The 15668-nt window shown below is 38.4% G+C and carries 16 protein-coding genes; 14 read left to right on the top strand and 2 right to left on the bottom strand.

Annotated features, from left to right (window positions below; all coding sequences use genetic code 11):
- The first annotated feature begins 53 nt into the window (after positions 1-53).
- Entirely contained in the window at positions 54-698 is a 645-nt protein-coding gene (gene serB, locus QM843_RS02185) for a phosphoserine phosphatase SerB (RefSeq protein WP_004254255.1), read from the top strand.
- Between the two features lie 8 nt (positions 699-706).
- Positions 707-1822 carry a glycerate kinase gene (locus tag QM843_RS02180; RefSeq protein WP_414304750.1) on the top strand — a complete coding sequence of 372 codons (1116 nt, stop codon included), beginning with the start codon at positions 707-709 and terminating at the stop codon, positions 1820-1822.
- Here QM843_RS02180 and QM843_RS02175 read toward each other — a convergent pair.
- Entirely contained in the window at positions 1819-2265 is a 447-nt protein-coding gene (locus tag QM843_RS02175) for a DUF1694 domain-containing protein (protein ID WP_000131089.1), read from the bottom strand. The two genes, QM843_RS02180 and QM843_RS02175, sit on opposite strands and share 4 nt — an antisense overlap.
- 163 nt (positions 2266-2428) lie before the next feature.
- Here QM843_RS02175 and eno point away from each other — a divergent pair, with 163 nt between their 5' ends.
- The 6 genes from eno (at position 2429) to QM843_RS02145 (ending at position 9139) form a co-directional block, all read left to right on the top strand.
- Positions 2429-3733, top strand: a complete 1305-nt coding sequence (gene eno / locus QM843_RS02170) for a surface-displayed alpha-enolase (RefSeq protein ID WP_000022813.1) — start codon at positions 2429-2431, stop codon at positions 3731-3733.
- Positions 3734-3991: 258 nt separating this feature from the next.
- Entirely contained in the window at positions 3992-5251 is a 1260-nt protein-coding gene (locus QM843_RS02165) for a UDP-N-acetylglucosamine 1-carboxyvinyltransferase (RefSeq protein WP_084927292.1), read from the top strand.
- A 15-nt stretch (positions 5252-5266) separates the two neighbouring features.
- Positions 5267-5818, top strand: coding sequence for a GNAT family N-acetyltransferase (locus QM843_RS02160; RefSeq protein WP_261080707.1), 552 nt, complete (start codon positions 5267-5269; stop codon positions 5816-5818).
- Positions 5811-7088 carry a CBS-HotDog domain-containing transcription factor SpxR gene (gene spxR / locus QM843_RS02155; protein ID WP_261080612.1) on the top strand — a complete coding sequence of 426 codons (1278 nt, stop codon included), beginning with the start codon at positions 5811-5813 and terminating at the stop codon, positions 7086-7088. Before QM843_RS02160 ends, spxR begins: the two co-directional genes overlap by 8 nt.
- A 15-nt stretch (positions 7089-7103) precedes the next feature.
- Positions 7104-7964, top strand: a complete 861-nt coding sequence (locus QM843_RS02150; RefSeq protein ID WP_049488763.1) for a methionyl aminopeptidase — start codon at positions 7104-7106, stop codon at positions 7962-7964.
- Between the two features lie 257 nt (positions 7965-8221).
- Positions 8222-9139: a bifunctional riboflavin kinase/FAD synthetase gene (locus QM843_RS02145; RefSeq protein ID WP_084927290.1), complete on the top strand. Its 918-nt coding sequence runs from the start codon at positions 8222-8224 to the stop codon at positions 9137-9139.
- Between the two features lie 86 nt (positions 9140-9225).
- On the opposite strand, the gene QM843_RS02140 is transcribed toward QM843_RS02145, so the two are convergent.
- Positions 9226-10074 (bottom strand): YitT family protein, encoded by an 849-nt coding sequence (locus QM843_RS02140; RefSeq protein WP_049501768.1) that lies wholly within the window; start codon positions 10072-10074, stop codon positions 9226-9228.
- A gap of 140 nt (positions 10075-10214) precedes the next feature.
- On the opposite strand from QM843_RS02140, the gene QM843_RS02135 reads away from it, so the two are divergent.
- The 6 genes from QM843_RS02135 to adcAII all read left to right on the top strand — a co-directional run bounded on the left by QM843_RS02135 (position 10215) and on the right by adcAII (position 15662).
- On the top strand, positions 10215-11054 hold the full coding sequence (locus QM843_RS02135; protein WP_414304751.1) for a DegV family protein: 840 nt from the start codon (positions 10215-10217) through the stop codon (positions 11052-11054).
- A 107-nt stretch (positions 11055-11161) separates the two neighbouring features.
- Positions 11162-11437, top strand: coding sequence for an HU family DNA-binding protein (locus QM843_RS02130; protein WP_001284640.1), 276 nt, complete (start codon positions 11162-11164; stop codon positions 11435-11437).
- Positions 11438-11649: 212 nt separating this feature from the next.
- Entirely contained in the window at positions 11650-12357 is a 708-nt protein-coding gene (gene ccdA2 / locus QM843_RS02125; RefSeq protein ID WP_414304752.1) for a thiol-disulfide oxidoreductase-associated membrane protein CcdA2, read from the top strand.
- Between the two features lie 11 nt (positions 12358-12368).
- The gene (gene sdbB / locus QM843_RS02120; protein WP_414304753.1) at positions 12369-12935 is read left to right on the top strand and encodes a thiol-disulfide oxidoreductase-associated lipoprotein SdbB; all 567 of its coding nucleotides are present in this window, start codon (positions 12369-12371) and stop codon (positions 12933-12935) included.
- A 121-nt stretch (positions 12936-13056) separates the two neighbouring features.
- Positions 13057-14448: an APC family permease gene (locus QM843_RS02115; RefSeq protein WP_261120033.1), complete on the top strand. Its 1392-nt coding sequence runs from the start codon at positions 13057-13059 to the stop codon at positions 14446-14448.
- Between the two features lie 296 nt (positions 14449-14744).
- Complete coding sequence (gene adcAII, locus QM843_RS02110; protein ID WP_004254291.1) at positions 14745-15662, top strand: zinc-binding lipoprotein AdcAII; 918 nt, start codon at positions 14745-14747, stop codon at positions 15660-15662.
- Positions 15663-15668 lie beyond the last annotated feature (6 nt).

Below are 15668 nucleotides of genomic sequence, written 5' to 3'. Positions count from 1 at the left end.
AAAATCGTATGATGACTTCATACGATTTTTAGGCTGTTTAGAGAGGAGAACTGATGTCCCAAGTAAAAGGCTTGTGTGTCATGGATGTTGACGGCACCTTAATCCTAGAAGAAGTGATTGATTTGTTGGGAAGAGAGGCAGGTCGTGAGGCGGAAATTGCGCAGCTTACAAGTCAGGCAATGCGAGGAGAGTTGAATTTTGAAACGAGTTTACGAGACAGAGTTTTCTTGTTGGAAGGCCTTCCTATTTCGGTCTTTGATACAGTCTTCAATTCTATTCATCTATCGCCAAATGCCCAGGAATTCATTTCTATTCTCCAAAGGAATGCTATCCTAGTTGGTATGGTGTCCGGTGGATTTTCTCCAATAGTTGAGAGATTAGCAAAATCTCTTGGAATTGCCTATTTTTCTGCCAACCAACTTGAAGTCAAAGGTGGCTTTCTAACAGGGGAATTAGTTGGACAAATTATCAGTCCCCAGGTCAAAAAAGATACTCTAGAACAATGGAGAAAGGAACTGCAACTTCCTAGAGAAAGAACTGTTGCAATCGGAGATGGGGCAAATGACCTATTAATGTTGAAGTCAGCAGGACTGGGAATTGCTTTTTGTGCCAAAGAAGTGCTCAAAAAAGAAATACCGAATCATGTTGACAAGAGGGATTTTTTAGAAGTTCTTCCTTTGATTGACTGTTTAGAATGAGGGAAAATATGAAGATTGTAATTGCACCAGATTCATTTAAAGAAAGCTTGACCGCTGATCAGGTAGCTGAAGCAATAAAAAGAGGCTTCCAACAATCGATAGCAGATGTAGAATGTCTCCTCTGCCCTGTTGGTGATGGTGGCGAAGGTACAGTAGATTCTATTCGACATTCTCTTGACATTGAAGAAAAATGGATCCAAGTGACAGGCCCTTTTGGACAAAAAGAAGCCATGAGCTATTTTCAAAAAGAACAACTGGCACTATTTGAAGTGGCTGACTTAGTTGGCCTTGGAAAAATTCCGATAGAGAAACGAAATCCACTTCAAATTCAGACTTGTGGTATTGGAGAGTTGATTCGTCATCTCATTGCTCAAGGGATTAAAGAAATCTATATCGGCGTTGGTGGCACGGCCAGTAATGACGGAGGAATTGGGATCACTGCTGGTTTAGGTTATCGATTTTATGATAGGGATGGAAATGTCTTGCCCGCTTGCGGTCAGTCCTTATTAAACTTAGCTTCTATGTCAACAGAAAATCGCTATGAAATTCCTGAAGGTGTTCAAATCCGTATTTTAGCAGATGTCGCGAGTCCCTTATGTGGTTATCAAGGTGCGACTTACACTTTTGGCAAACAAAAAGGTTTACATCCTACTATGTTTGCAGTCGTAGATCAGGCAATCCAAGATTTTTATGAAAAAGCCTCACCTGTAACATTGGAAATTAAAGGAGCAGGAGCTGGTGGAGGCATTGCTGGCGGTTTGTGTGCCTTTGCTCAAGCAAGTATCGTATCTGGAATTGACACTTGTTTAGATTTGATTGACTTTGATAAGAAAGTTTCAGATGCTGACTTGGTTATTGTTGGAGAAGGAAGGCTAGATCGTCAAAGTTTAGCAGGGAAAGCGCCGATAGGGGTAGCAAAAAGAACCCCTGTCGGAGTTCCTGTTATTGCTATTTGCGGTAGTCTCGCTGAAGATTTACCTTCACTACCATTTGAAAATATCCAAGCTACCTTTTCTATTTTAGAGAAAAGCGAACCTTTAGAAGATAGTTTGAAAAATGCCAGTCTCTATCTGGAGCGCACGGCTAACAATATTGGGCATTTATTAAATATGCGCAATATTTAGCCAAACCATTTCTTCCAGAAGGATGTTTTGGCTGGTTCTTCCTTTTTAACTTTCCAAAGTTTTGCAAAAGCAAGTCGAAGGTTCTTTTCTTCTACTTGAACTGGTGCATTGGTGTGGATAATAAGGCCAAAAGGAGAAGAAGTATGCTCTTCAGATACAATGGTAGCTTGACTATCAGTTTCTTTTGCTTCTTTTAAGTAGAAAACTTGTTTGTCAAATTCGATATTTGGTGAAATCTTCACAAATAGTGGTTCTGCTTTTTCCTGAAGATTTTCTAAAATAGATAAAAAGCCTTTTTCTAACTGAGGGCTATTTGCTGTGTCAATATCTGCATATCCAAGAACTCTTTCCTCAAAAGTGCCAAGATAGCGTCTTTGCTCATCTGGATTTAATTTTGGTCCACCATGAGCTTTTTCAAGTAATTGTTTTGATAAATCTGTCATGAAAACAGTATATCATAAAAGTTAGAATAAAACAGACAAAAGAAAGCGATTACTTTATAAAGTTAAGGAAAATTTGCACAAAGATAACGTTTTTTCTTGAAAAAGGAGGGGTTTTAAGGTATTATAGAGGTGTAAAAAATTTAACTCATAAGGAGAGTAAAAAATGTCAATTATTACTGATGTTTACGCTCGCGAAGTCCTAGACTCACGCGGTAACCCAACACTTGAAGTAGAAGTTTACACTGAATCAGGTGCTTTCGGACGTGGTATGGTTCCATCAGGAGCTTCTACTGGTGAACACGAAGCAGTTGAACTTCGCGATGGTGACAAATCTCGTTACGGTGGTCTTGGTACACAAAAAGCTGTTGACAACGTAAACAACATCATTGCTGAAGCTATCATTGGCTACGATGTACGTGATCAACAAGCTATCGACCGTGCTATGATCGCTCTTGACGGTACTCCTAACAAAGGTAAATTGGGTGCAAACGCAATCCTTGGTGTGTCTATCGCTGTAGCTCGTGCTGCTGCTGACTACCTTGAAATCCCACTTTACAGCTACCTTGGTGGATTCAACACTAAAGTTCTTCCAACTCCAATGATGAACATCATCAACGGTGGTTCTCACTCTGACGCTCCAATCGCATTCCAAGAGTTCATGATCTTGCCAGTTGGTGCGCCAACATTTAAAGAAGCTCTTCGTTACGGTGCTGAAATCTTCCACGCTCTTAAGAAAATCCTTAAATCACGTGGTTTGGAAACTGCCGTAGGTGACGAAGGTGGATTCGCTCCTCGTTTCGAAGGAACTGAAGACGGTGTTGAAACTATCCTTGCTGCGATCGAAGCTGCTGGATATGTTCCAGGTAAAGACGTATTTATCGGATTTGACTGTGCTTCATCAGAATTCTACGATAAAGAACGTAAAGTTTACGACTATACTAAATTTGAAGGTGAAGGCGCTGCTGTTCGTACATCTGCAGAACAAATCGATTACCTTGAAGAATTGGTTAACAAATACCCAATCATCACTATCGAAGATGGTATGGATGAAAACGACTGGGATGGTTGGAAAGCTCTTACTGAACGTCTTGGTAAGAAAGTACAACTTGTTGGTGACGACTTCTTCGTAACAAACACTGACTACCTTGCACGTGGTATCCAAGAAGGTGCTGCTAACTCAATCCTTATCAAAGTTAACCAAATCGGTACTCTTACTGAAACTTTTGAAGCTATCGAAATGGCTAAAGAAGCTGGTTACACTGCCGTTGTATCACACCGTTCAGGTGAAACTGAAGATTCAACAATCGCTGACATCGCAGTTGCAACTAACGCAGGACAAATCAAGACTGGTTCACTTTCACGTACAGACCGTATCGCTAAATACAACCAATTGCTTCGCATCGAAGACCAACTTGGTGAAGTAGCTGAATACCGTGGATTGAAATCATTCTACAACCTTAAAAAATAAAATAGTTCAGTGAACTATTTTATCCCGAACCTTGAAATTCAAAAGTTCGACCGTTGATTTAACAACGTTTCTAGCCCCTCGGATTTGATCCGAAGGGCTTTTTTTGTATTTAGGGGGCAAAACATTTCAAGACAGCTCATTTACTAATAAATCCGATTCAGCTAATATAATTGAAAATGATGGAAAAAAGGGTGAATTTATGATATACTTTAATGCAGGACCTTTTTAGAAATTTTGAAAGAGTATTAAAAATTTAAAATGAGAAAAATTGTTATCAATGGTGGCTTGCCTCTGCAAGGTGAGATTACCATTAGTGGCGCAAAAAATAGTGTTGTAGCTTTAATTCCGGCTATTATTTTGGCAGATGATGTTGTGACTTTAGATTGTGTACCTGATATTTCTGATGTTGCTAGTCTTGTCGAAATCATGGAGTTAATGGGTGCTACCGTTAAGCGTTATGACGATGTATTGGAGATTGATCCAAGAGGTGTTCAAAATATTCCAATGCCTTATGGGAAAATCAACAGTCTTCGTGCATCTTATTATTTTTATGGAAGTCTTTTAGGTCGCTTTGGTGAAGCTACTGTTGGTTTACCTGGTGGATGTGATTTGGGACCTCGCCCTATTGACTTACACCTTAAGGCTTTTGAAGCTATGGGAGCAACTGTCAGCTACGAGGGAGATAACATGAAGTTATCTGCCAAAGATACAGGACTTCACGGCGCAAGTATCTACATGGACACGGTTAGTGTCGGTGCGACTATTAATACGATGATTGCTGCGGTTAAAGCAAGTGGTCGTACTATTATTGAAAATGCAGCCCGTGAGCCTGAGATTATTGATGTAGCTACTCTCTTGAATAATATGGGTGCCCATATCCGTGGTGCAGGAACCAATATCATCATTATTGATGGTGTTGAAAGATTACACGGAACGCGTCATCAGGTGATTCCAGATCGTATTGAAGCTGGAACGTATATTTCCTTAGCTGCTGCAGTTGGTAAGGGAATTCGTATTAATAATGTACTATACGAACACTTAGAAGGTTTCATTGCGAAGTTGGAAGAAATGGGAGTTCGAATGACTGTATCTGAAGACAGCATTTTTGTCGAGGAACAGTCTAATTTGAAAGCAATCAATATTAAGACAGCTCCTTATCCTGGTTTTGCTACTGACTTGCAACAACCAATTACTCCTCTCTTGTTAACAGCGGAAGGGCGTGGTACCATTATTGATACCATTTATGAGAAACGTGTAAACCATGTTTTTGAACTAGCAAAGATGGACGCGGATATTACGACTACAAATGACCATATTTTATATAACGGTGGACGTAGTTTACGTGGGGCAAATGTAAAAGCTACTGACCTTAGAGCTGGGGCCGCACTTGTCATTGCTGGTTTGATGGCTGAAGGTAAAACTGAAATTACAAATATTGAGTTCATCTTACGTGGTTATTCAGATATTATTGAAAAATTACGTAATCTAGGAGCGGATATTACACTTGTTGAAGAATAAACCGTAGAGGTGATTATGAATATTTGGACCAAATTAGCAATGTTTTCTTTTTTTGAAACGGATCGCTTGTATTTGCGTCCTTTCTTTTTTAGTGATAGTCAAGACTTTCATGAGATAGCTTCAAATCCCGAAAATCTCCAATTTATTTTTCCGACTCAGGCAAGTCTGGAAGAAAGCCAATATGCACTGGCTAATTACTTTATGAAGGCTCCTTTAGGAGTATGGGCTATTTGTGACAAGAAAACTGAAAAAATGATTGGTTCTATTAAATTTGAGAAGTTAGATGAAATCAAAAAAGAAGCAGAGCTTGGCTATTTTTTGAGAAAAGATGCATGGTCTCAAGGTTTCATGACAGAAGTTGTAAAAAAACTATGTCAGCTTTCTTTTGAAGAATTTGGTTTAAAACAATTAGCCATCATTACTCACCTTGAAAATGAAGCTAGCCAAAGGGTTGCTCTTAAGGCTGGATTTCGATTGATTCGTCAGTTTAAAGGAAGTGATCGCTACACAAGAAAAATGCGGGATTATCTTGAATTTCGGTATGTAAAAGGAGAATTCAATGAGTAAGCACCAAGAAATTCTAAGTTATTTGGAAGAATTACCCGTTGGTAAAAGGGTCAGTGTTCGTAGCATTTCCAATCATCTGGGAGTCAGTGATGGAACGGCTTATCGCGCCATTAAAGAAGCTGAAAACCGTGGAATTGTGGAAACCCGTCCTAGAAGTGGTACTATCCGTGTTAAATCACAAAAAGTTGCCATTGAAAGATTAACTTTTGCTGAAATTGCAGAAGTGACTTCTTCTGAGGTTCTAGCTGGTCAAGAAGGTTTAGAGAGAGAGTTTAGTAAGTTCTCAATCGGTGCCATGACTGAGCAAAATATCTTATCTTACCTTCATGATGGGGGGCTCTTGATTGTCGGAGACCGGACTCGTATTCAATTATTAGCGCTGGAAAATGAAAATGCAGTTCTGGTTACAGGTGGATTTCAGGTTCATGATGATGTCATTAAACTGGCCAATCAAAAAGGAATTCCTGTTCTAAGAAGCAAGCATGATACTTTCACCGTTGCGACCATGATCAATAAAGCCTTGTCAAATGTTCAAATCAAAACAGATATTTTGACAGTTGAGAAACTGTACCGTCCGAGTCATGAATATGGTTTTCTGAGAGAGACCGACACTGTTAAAGATTATTTGGACTTGGTACGTAAGAATCGTAGCAGTCGTTTCCCTGTTATTAATCAACATCAGGTTGTTGTGGGCGTTGTAACCATGAGAGACGCTGGTGATAAGTCACCAAGTACCACAATTGATAAGGTCATGTCCCGCAGTCTATTTTTAGTTGGATTATCGACAAATATTGCCAATGTGAGTCAACGGATGATTGCTGAAGACTTTGAAATGGTACCAGTTATTCGAAGTAATCAAACCTTACTTGGCGTTATAACTAGACGAGATGTCATGGAGAAGATGAGTCGTTCCCAAGTTTCTGCTCTACCTACTTTTTCTGAGCAGATTGGACAAAAACTTTCTTATCATCATGATGAAGTAGTCATTACAGTGGAACCCTTTATGCTTGAGAAGAACGGTGTTTTGGCTAATGGTGTATTGGCAGAAATTTTGACCCACATGACCCAAGATTTAGTTGTTAATAGTGGTCGAAATCTCATTATTGAGCAGATGCTGATTTACTTTTTACAGGCTGTTCAGATAGATGATATACTGCGTATTCAAGCACGTATTATCCATCATACGAGACGGTCAGCTATTATCGATTATGATATTTATCATGGTCACCAGATTGTTTCAAAAGCAAATGTGACCGTTAAAATTAATTAGAAACTAGGAGAAAAAATGATAACATTAAAATCAGCTCGTGAAATCGAAGCTATGGACAAGGCTGGGGATTTTCTAGCAAGCATTCATATCGGCTTACGTGATTTGATTAAGCCTGGCGTAGATATGTGGGAAGTTGAAGAGTATGTCCGCCGTCGTTGTAAGGAAGAAAATTTCCTTCCGCTTCAGATTGGTGTTGACGGTGCTATGATGGACTATCCTTATGCTACCTGCTGCTCTCTTAACGATGAAGTAGCTCACGCTTTTCCTCGTCACTATATCTTGAAAGATGGTGATTTACTCAAGGTTGATATGGTTTTGGGAGGTCCTATTGCTAAATCTGACCTGAATGTCTCAAAACTAAACTTCAACAATGTGGAGCAAATGAAAAAATACACTCAGAGCTACTCTGGTGGTTTAGCAGACTCGTGTTGGGCTTATGCTGTTGGTACACCGTCCGAAGAAGTGAAAAACTTGATGAATGTGACCAAAGAAGCCATGTACAAGGGAATCGAGCAAGCTGTTGTTGGAAATCGTATCGGTGATATCGGTGCAGCGATTCAAGAATACGCTGAAAGTCGTGGTTACGGTGTAGTACGTGATTTGGTTGGTCATGGTGTTGGTCCAACCATGCACGAAGAACCAATGGTTCCTAACTATGGTATTGCTGGTCGTGGTCTTCGTCTCCGTGAAGGAATGGTTTTGACCATTGAACCAATGATCAATACAGGTGACTGGGAAATTGATACTGATATGAAGACCGGTTGGGCGCATAAAACCATTGACGGTGGTTTATCTTGTCAATATGAACACCAATTCGTGATTACTAAAGATGGACCTGTTATCTTGACTAGCCAAGGTGAAGAAGGAACTTATTAATAAAAAGTAAAAAGGCTGCTGGATGTTCATTTTGAAAAATGGAGTAGATTGTTTCATATTTAAATAAACGCATTGTATCAAGTTTTAGGTAGCTGATATGATGCGTTTTTCTGATTTTAAGATTTTTAATTCAATCTCTTGTTCTTTATTAAGATTTCAAAAACAAAATTCTTCTAAACTGCTACACTTCAGGTTAAAAAAAGGACATTTCAGATTTTCTGGTTCAGAAATAGCTATCACTATGATATAATTATTTTATGATTATTACTATTCCTATAAAAAACCAAAAAGATATTGGCACACCATCTGATTCAGTCGTAGTTCTTGGCTATTTTGATGGTATACATAAGGGACATCAAGAATTATTTCGTGTTGCCAACAAGGCTGCGAGAAAGGATTTATTGCCTATCGTAGTTATGACATTTAATGAATCTCCAAAGATTGCTTTAGAGCCTTATCATCCTGATTTGTTTTTACATATTTTAAATCCTGCTGAACGTGAAAGAAAATTAAAACGCGAAGGTGTAGAAGAATTATATCTCCTTGATTTTAGTAGCCAATTCGCTAGTCTCACGGCAGAAGAATTTTTTGCAACCTATATCAAGGCTATGAATGCCAAAATTATTGTTGCAGGTTTTGATTATACATTTGGTTCTGACAAAAAAACGGCAGAAGATTTAAAGGATTACTTTGATGGAGAAGTTATCATCGTCCCACCTGTAGAAGATGAGAAAGGAAAGATTAGTTCAACACGTATTCGTCAAGCTATTTTAGACGGAAATGTGAAAGAAGCAGGAGAACTTTTGGGGGTACCGCTTCCATCAAGAGGAATGGTTGTCCATGGTAATGCTCGTGGTCGTACGATTGGTTATCCAACAGCTAATTTGGTGCTTTTAGACCGTACTTATATGCCGGCAGATGGCGTTTATGTGGTTGATGTTGAGATTCAAAGACAGAAGTATCGTGCTATGGCTAGTGTTGGAAAAAATGTGACCTTTGATGGAGAAGAAGCACGTTTTGAAGTCAACATTTTTGATTTTAATCAAGATATTTATGGTGAAACCGTTATGGTTTATTGGCTTGATCGTATTCGAGATATGACCAAATTTGACTCAGTCGACCAATTAGTGGACCAGTTAAAGGCAGATGAAGAAGTAGCTCGGAATTGGTCTTAAGAAATTGAGTAAACAAAAAAGAGGTTGTCTGTACCCCAAAAGATAGAAGATTTAGTCTAACTTTTGAGGTCACTACAAGACCTCTTTTATTCTTTTTCAAAGGTAAATCCTTCTCCAAGTATTTCGTGGGCTTCTGTGATCGTGATAAAGGCTTGAGGATCGATTCGATGAATCATTTCCTTCATTTTCACAATTTCATTTCTTCCAACAATACAGTAGATGATTTTTAAATCTTCTTTACTATAGTAACCTTGACCTGAGATAAAAGTAACACCTCTTCCAAGGTCATCATTAATCGCCTTAGCAAGTTGATCAGGACGTTTTGTGATAATCATAAATCCTTTGCCGGCATAGCCGCCTTCGCCAATCAAATCGATAACACGAGAAACGATAAAATCAAATAAGAGCGTGTAGGAAACCAATCTCAAATCCTTGAAGATGAGGAGAATGAGCATGAGAATACAAAAATCTAAGATAAAGAGCAGTTTCCCCATAGATATATGAGTGTATTTATTGAGAATACGAGCTACAATATCAGTTCCACCAGTTGTCCCACCAGCATTAAAGATAATTCCGAGCCCAATTCCCAATAGAATTCCCGCTATGAGGGCTGTAATCAGTAAATCACCTTGAAGATCAATATGAAGGGGAATCCGCTCAAAAAAAGCCAACCAGGCAGACAAGGCTAAGGTTCCGAGCAAACTAGAATAGAGGGATTTGGCTCCAAAGATTTTCCAAGCCAGGATGAAAAGGGGAATATTAATCAGCAAGTTCATGAGAGAAACAGGGATTTTAAAAAGATAAAAGGTGATGAGGGTAATACCTGTCGCCCCTCCTTCAAAGAGATGATGGGGAACTACAAAATAAGTCAGCCCAAAAGCATAAATAGCAGCACCTAGTAAAATGGTTAAAACGGGATAAATTTTTTTAATCATAGGAACCTCTTTTCTTATAAGTAGATTATATCAAATTTTTAAGGAAAATTTGAATGACTCCATTAGGATTTTTAATCTTTTTTTGATATAATTAAGAGTAAGAAAACCAATCTGAATCCTAAAATAGAAAGATTGCAACTATGACAAAAATTAAGATTGTAACCGATTCATCTGTTACTATTGAACCAGAACTAGTAAAACAATTAGATATCACTGTTGTTCCACTATCTGTAATGATTGATAATGTTGTTTATTCTGATGCTGATTTAAAAGAAGAAGGTAAATTTCTTCAGTTGATGCAAGAAGCTAAAAATCTTCCTAAGACAAGCCAGCCACCTGTAGGTGTCTTTGCTGAAGTGTTTGAAGAACTATCTAAGGATGGTAGCCAGATTCTTGCTATTCATATGTCTCATGCCCTTTCAGGTACTGTAGAAGCAGCACGCCAAGGTGCTAGTTTATCTACTGCCGACGTGACGGTGATTGATAGTTCCTTCACTGATCAAGCCTTGAAATTCCAGGTAGTTGAGGCTGCGAAGTTAGCTCAAGAAGGCAAAGATATGGAGGAAATTCTAACTCGTGTAGAAGCAGTTAAAAACAACACAGAACTCTATATTGGCGTTTCAACTTTGGAAAATTTGGTAAAAGGTGGTCGTATTGGTCGTGTAACTGGATTGTTGAGTTCACTTCTCAATATACGTGTTGTTATGCAAATGAAAGACCATGAATTGCAGCCAATCGTTAAAGGTCGTGGAGCTAAAACTTTTAAAAAATGGTTGGATGAGCTGACAAGTTCGCTAACTGAACGTTCTGTAGCGGAGATTGGAATTTCATATTCTGGTAGTGCTGATTGGGCAAAAGAGATGAAAGAAAGCTTACAAGCTTATGTTGAAAAGCCTATTTCAGTTTTGGAAACGGGCTCTATTATTCAAACTCACACGGGTGAGAATGCTTGGGCTGTTTTAGTACGTTACCACTCCTAAAAAAATAAATAAAATGGGAAGAAATAGCGTTTTTAACTTGACCTAAAAGGGATTTTAGGATATGATTATATTTGTTAATTAGAAATTAAATTGGAGGAATCATTAACATGGCAAACAAACAAGATTTGATCGCTAAAGTAGCAGAAGCTACAGAATTGACTAAGAAAGACTCAGCAGCAGCAGTTGAAGCTGTATTCGCAGCAGTAACTGAGTACCTTGCAGCTGGTGAAAAAGTTCAATTGATTGGTTTTGGTAACTTTGAAGTTCGTGAGCGTGCTGCACGTAAAGGTCGCAACCCACAAACTGGTAAAGAAATCAAAATTGCAGCTTCTAAAGTTCCAGCATTCAAAGCTGGTAAAGCTCTTAAAGACGCTGTTAAATAATCAACCTTCCAAAAGCCTATTGTATCAAGCTTTCTAGCTTGGGCAGTAGGCTTTTTTTGTGTATAGGAGGCAAAAAAGGGCCAGAATCTGAATGAACTAGTACCGGAAAATATTTCAAGTACAGACTAATTCAAATTGCGTAGCAGAAATCATACAAATGAAATTGATTATAGTAAAATAGAATTAGAATTATTAAGAAAGTTGGTTTTTTATTGGAAACGATAGTATTTTCAATCTCCGTTTTTTTAGCAGGGATCTTGTCCTTCTTTTCCCCTTGCATTTTTCCTCTTTTGCCAGTTTATGCTGGGATTTTATTGGATGATCAGGAAAGTGCAAAAAGCTTTTCTTTGTTTGGGAGAAAGGTTGCCTGGTCAGGTCTGATTCGAACACTTTGCTTTATAGCAGGTATCTCTCTCATTTTCTTTATTCTAGGCTTTGGTGCTGGTTACTTTGGTAATATTCTTTATACCAATTGGTTTCGCTATACCATGGGAACAATTATCATCATTTTAGGTCTGCACCAGATGGAAATTTTTCATTTTAAGAAATTAGAGGTTCAAAAAAGCTTTACTTTTAAGAAATCAGAAGCCAATCGTTATTGGTCAGCCTTTTTACTCGGTATTACTTTTAGCTTTGGTTGGACGCCTTGTATTGGTCCAGTTTTAAGTTCTGTTTTAGCTCTTGCGGCTTCTGGAGGCAATGGCGCTTGGCAGGGTGCTATCTATACCTTGATTTATACGCTTGGGATGGCCATTCCTTTCTTAGTTTTGGCTCTAGCTTCAGGTGTAGTAATGCCTTATTTTAGTAAAATCAAACGTCATATGATGCTACTGAAGAAAATTGGTGGTTTCCTCATTATTTTAATGGGAATTTTGTTACTATTAGGACAAGTAAATATTCTAGCTGGAATTTTTGAATAAAGGAGAAAAAGATGAAAAAAGTAATGTTTGCTGGCTTAAGCCTCTTGTCATTAGTCGTATTGATAGCCTGTGGTGAGGAAGAGACTAAAAAGACTCAAGCTCCACAACAATCCCCAAAACAACAGCAACAAACGCCTGTACAACAAATTGCTGTTGGAAAAGAGGCTCCAGACTTCACCTTGCAATCTATGGATGGTAAAGAAGTTAAGTTATCTGATTATAAGGGGAAAAAAGTCTACTTGAAGTTTTGGGCTTCATGGTGTGGTCCATGTAAGAAAAGTATGCCTGAGTTGATGGAATTAGCAGCGAAACCAGATCGTGATTTTGAAATTCTTAGTGTCATTGCACCAGGAATTCAAGGTGAAAAAACTGTCGAGCAATTCCCACAATGGTTCCAAGATCAAGGTTATAAGGATATCCCAGTTCTTTATGACACCAAAGCAACTACATTCCAAGCTTATCAAATTCGAAGCATTCCTACAGAATACCTAATTGATAGTCAAGGCAAGATTGGAAAGATTCAATTTGGTGTTATCAGTAATGCGGATGCAGAAGCAGCCTTTAAAGAAATGAATTAGAATAGATAAAAATCTGATTACAAAAGTAGTCAGATTTTTTTTAGGAAAACATTTTATAAATATTCACAAATATCCTATATTTATGGTAAAATAGAATCATCATTTTATTTTGGAGTCAAAGATGAATATATTTAGAACAAAGAATGTTAGTTTGGATAAAACAGAGATGCACAGGCATTTGAAGTTATGGGATTTGATTTTGCTGGGTATCGGAGCCATGGTAGGGACAGGTGTCTTTACTATAACAGGTACTGCAGCCGCAACACTTGCTGGTCCAGCCCTAGTGATTTCAATCGTTATTTCTGCCTTATGTGTAGGATTATCAGCCCTCTTTTTTGCAGAATTTGCTTCACGAGTACCCGCTACAGGTGGTGCATACAGTTATCTCTATGCTATTTTAGGAGAATTCCCAGCCTGGTTGGCTGGCTGGTTAACCATGATGGAATTCATGACAGCCATATCTGGTGTGGCTTCGGGTTGGGCAGCTTATTTTAAAGGCTTGCTCTCTCAATACGGGATAGCCCTTCCTCAGGTTTTAAATGGTACCTTTAATCCTCAAGCAGGGACATTTGTTGATTTATTGCCTATTCTTGTCTTGGTTCTAGTTACCTCGCTGGTTTTACTTAATGCTAAGGCGGCCTTACGCTTTAATTCTATTCTAGTGATTTTGAAATTTTCCGCTTTAGCTCTCTTTGTTTTAGTAGGAATTTGGCATATCAAACTTGATAACTGGAGTAATTTTGCCCCTTATGGTTTTGGCCAAATATATGGTGCTAGTACGGGTATTATGGCTGGGGCGTCCTTGATGTTCTTTGGTTTTTTGGGGTTTGAATCCATCTCTATGGCTGTAGATGAGGTCAAGACTCCTCAAAAAAATATTCCTAGAGGGATTGTCTTATCGCTTTCTATCGTAACTATTCTTTATGCCTTGGTGACTCTTGTTTTGACTGGTGTGGTTCACTATAGTCACCTAAATGTCGACGATGCCGTTGCCTTTGCTCTTCGCAGCATTGGGATTAGTTGGGCAGCCAACTATGTGTCATTAGTGGCTATTTTGACCTTGATTACGGTTTGTATCTCGATGACCTATGCCCTATCGCGTATGATTTACAGTTTAGCGCGTGACGGCTTGATGCCTGCTACCTTTAAAGAACTAACCAAAACAAGCAAGGTACCAAAAAATGCTACTATCTTGACCGGTCTAGCTTCAGCAGTAGCAGCAGGAATGTTCCCTCTTGCTAGTATCGCAGCCTTCTTAAATATTTGTACCTTGGCCTACTTGATCATGCTGGCTTATGGTCTGATTCGTTTACGGAAAGAAAAAGGAATGCCCAAAGCTGGAGAATTTAAAACACCATTAGTACCCTTATTACCGATTTTATCAATCATCATTTGTTTATCCTTCATGTTGCAGTATAATATGGAAACCTGGATTGCTTTCCTAGTTGCATTGTTAGTAGGAAGTATTATTTACTTTACTTATGGTTATAAGCATTCTACCATAGAAGAATAATACTCTTCGAAAATCTCTTCAAACCACGTCAGCTTCGCCTTGCCGTATGCATGGTTACTGACTTCGTCAGTTTCATCTACAACCTCAAAACAGTGTTTTGAGCAGCCTGCGGCTAGCTTCCTAATTTGCTCTTGGATTTTCATTGAGTATATAAAGTGAGAATCTGTTGAGTTATTGAAACTCAGCAGATTTTTATATGTGAAAGAAATTTCAAATTTTTTCTAAAAATAGCTTGACAGATTAAATTTTTAGGAGTAGAATGTTTACCAGTTAATTAAATAGTTAAGGAGTTATCTATGAAGAAAAAAAGTTTATTTTTAGTATTGTTAAGTGTCTTTCTTTTGTGTTTAAGTGCTTGTGGGCAGAAGGAAAGTCAGACAGGGAAAGGGATGAAAATTGTAACAAGTTTTTATCCTGTCTATGCTATGGTCAAGGAAGTATCTGGTGACTTGAATGATGTTCGGATGATTCAGTCAAGTAGTGGGATTCACTCCTTTGAACCTTCAGCAAATGATATCGCAGCCATCTATGATGCAGATGTCTTTGTTTACCATTCGCATACGCTTGAATCTTGGGCGGGAAGTCTGGACCCCAATCTTAAAAAATCCAAAGTTAAGGTTTTAGAGGCTTCAGAGGGAATGACTTTAGACCGCGTCCCAGGGCTAGAAGATGTGGAAGCAGGTGATGGAGTTGATGAAAAAACGCTCTATGACCCTCACACTTGGCTAGATCCTGAAAAAGCTGGTGAAGAAGCCCAAATTATCGCTGATAAACTTTCAGAGGTTGATAGTGAGCACAAAGAAACTTATCAAAAAAATGCGCAAGCCTTTATCAAAAAAGCTCAAGAATTAACTAAGAAATTCCAGCCTAAATTTGAAAAAGCGAGTCAGAAAACTTTTGTAACACAGCATACAGCCTTTTCTTATCTTGCTAAGAGATTTGGATTAAATCAACTTGGAATCGCTGGTATCTCTCCTGAACAAGAACCAAGTCCAAGACAACTAACAGAAATTCAGGAATTTGTTAAAACCTATAAGGTTAAAACGATTTTTACAGAAAGTAATGCTTCTTCAAAAGTAGCTGAAACTCTTGTCAAATCAACAGGTGTGGGTCTTAAAACTCTGAATCCTTTAGAGGCAGACCCACAAAATGACAAGACCTATTTAGAAAACCTGGAAGAAAATATGAGTGTTCTAGCAGAAGAATTAAAGTGAGGAAAG

The sequence above is a fragment of the Streptococcus mitis genome (assembly GCF_047463435.1).
GTDB lineage: Bacteria > Bacillota > Bacilli > Lactobacillales > Streptococcaceae > Streptococcus > Streptococcus mitis_DS.
The sequence above is the reverse complement of the archived record's forward strand: the minus strand, read 5'-3'. Positions and strand labels throughout refer to the sequence as shown.